Raw genomic sequence first — 2,172 nt, 5'->3', positions numbered from 1 at the left:
GTCCCGGCACTTGCGTCGTGGTGATGCACTACTTCGGGCGTGCGAACCACCGGCTGCTGGAGGCCGCCCAGGCATCCGGAGCCACGATCCTCTCAGACGTCACGCACATGTTGTTCGCACCGGAAAGCCTCGAGGCGATCGCTGTGGCTTCGGAGTATGTGTTCGCCAGCCTGCGCAAGTCAGGCCCGTTCCCGGACGGCGGATTCGTCGCCTCGAGGCACCGGCCCGCGGTGGAGGCGACGGGAGCGGTGCGCGACGATTTCGTCGCCTACCGGGCGGCGGGGCTGCTTTCCCGCGGATTCTCGGCCCTCCAGGACTTCCCGGACGACGAGAACCTCCGCTGGACTCGCATGGCGGAGGCGATCCTCGACGCGTCATCGCCGGCCGATCATCGGGGAAGTTTTCTTTCGCGTGAACTTCTTCACACTGTCGCGATGGATGACGCGATAACCCGCACCCGCAGCAACATGGAAGTGCTATCCGCATCGCTGCGTGACGCCTGCCACTGCTTCAGCACTGCCGACGCGCCATCCCCCTACTTCCTCTGCAGGTTTCCGACGAAGGTGCACCGCGACAAAGTGCGGGTCGAACTGGCGCGCCACCGCTATTTTTTTCCCGTCCATTGGGATACGAGCTGGCAGGAGGAGGGTCACCCCCTCTCGGACACCGGCCTGAGCATCCCGTGCGACGGCCGCTACGGCGAACGGCAGATGAAGGCTGYGGCGGGCGTAGTCCTGTCGTGTCTCTCGTAATGAAGATTGCCATCCTGACCACCGCCCGATCGGACTTCGGGCTCCTGAAGCGGGTCATCAACCTCAGCGCCGAACGGTTCGGCGTGGACCTCCTGGTTGCAGGTTCCCATTTCCTGCGCTCGCGCGGCGAAACGGTGCAGGACGTGGAGCGGGAGTTCGGCGGCCATGCCACTGTGCGCATGACCCGCTTCGCGGTCATGCAGGAAGACATCTCTTCTGCGCACGACCAGGCCCGGACCATCGCTGAAACACAGCTGGCCGCATCGCGCTGGTTCGAAGCTAACGCGTGCGAGCTTCTCCTGTTCCTCGGCGACCGTTGGGATCTCTGGGGCGTCACGTTGCCGGCGTTCCTCCATGGCGTACCGCTTGCGCACATCAGTGGCGGCGAAGTGACCGAGGGGGTGATCGACGATGCGGTCCGGCACTCGCACACGAAGCTCTCCTGCCTCCACTTCGCTGCCGCCGACGCGTACGCGCATAACATCAGCAGGATGGGTGAAGAAGACTGGCGAATCAGCGTGGTCGGCGAATGCGGGCTCGACGCGATCCATTCGGGCGACATCGCCACCGCCGATGAGGTCCGTGAGCGCTTCGGTATGGATCTGGCCAGGGACACTCTGCTGGCTACCTTCCATCCATCCACGCTCGACACGCAGGTTCCGGTAGAGGCGCAGGTCGGCTCCTACCTGGAGGCGCTGTCGCGGTTCCCCGACCACCAGATCGTCTTCACGGCGCCCGGCGTGGAACTCGGTGGGGATGCGGTGCTGTCGGCGCTGCGGCAGTTTGTCGCGGCGCGCCCGAATGCCCGCCTCGTGGAGCATTTTGGCAGCCGCTATTACCTGGCCGTGCTGGGCGCATCAAGGCTGGTGGTGGGCAACTCCTCAAGCGGCGTGGTGGAGGCGGCCTCCTTTGGCGTGCCGGCCGTGAACGTGGGACAACGGCAGAAGAACCGGCTGGCTGCCGACTCCGTGCAGCACGTGCCCTGCAACGCGCCCGAGATCGAGGCCGCGATCGGCCGCGCCCTGTCAGATGAGTACCAGGCGTTCGCGCGCCGGTGCACTAATCCGTACGACCCCTTCCGGGACGGGAAGAACTCCATGCGCATCGTGGACGCCGTCGAGCGTGCACTGACTGCCGTTCCCAGCTCACAACTGAAAGTGAAGAAGTTCGACACCGACCTCCATCCAGACCAGTGGAATACTCTCCTGAGATAGGGGCCCCCAAGATGACCTGCATCTGTGTCATTCCCGAAGCCTGCGTGCACTACAATCGAAATTTGGAGATGGCGTCCCGGCTCGTCGGGCAGCAGATGGATGCGAGCATCCGGGTTCTCTGTGATCAGATGCGGAAGATTCACTACGCCACCGTGCTTTCAACGACGCCAGTCGACGCCGGGCTGCTGGATAACGCCGATACCTTC

Annotated in this window: 3 protein-coding genes; all 3 read left to right on the top strand. The window is 64.3% G+C overall.

The genetic code is table 11. The annotated features are described in order from the left end of the window. Positions 1–752, top strand: a 752-nt coding sequence (locus AC1D1Z_RS36625) for a hypothetical protein (RefSeq protein ID WP_477853712.1), incomplete at its 5' end; no start/stop codon positions are given. Next, positions 752–1,966: a UDP-N-acetylglucosamine 2-epimerase gene (gene neuC / locus AC1D1Z_RS36620; RefSeq protein WP_477700260.1), complete on the top strand. Its 1,215-nt coding sequence runs from the start codon at positions 752–754 to the stop codon at positions 1,964–1,966. The genes AC1D1Z_RS36625 and neuC, both read left to right, overlap by 1 nt. An 11-nt stretch (positions 1,967–1,977) precedes the next feature. Beyond that, positions 1,978–2,172: hypothetical protein (locus AC1D1Z_RS36615; protein WP_477700259.1), on the top strand; the 195-nt coding region annotated here is incomplete at its 3' end.

The organism is Rhizobium sp. P1_E1 (assembly GCF_056406015.1).
The sequence above is the reverse complement of the archived record's forward strand: the minus strand, read 5'-3'. Positions and strand labels throughout refer to the sequence as shown.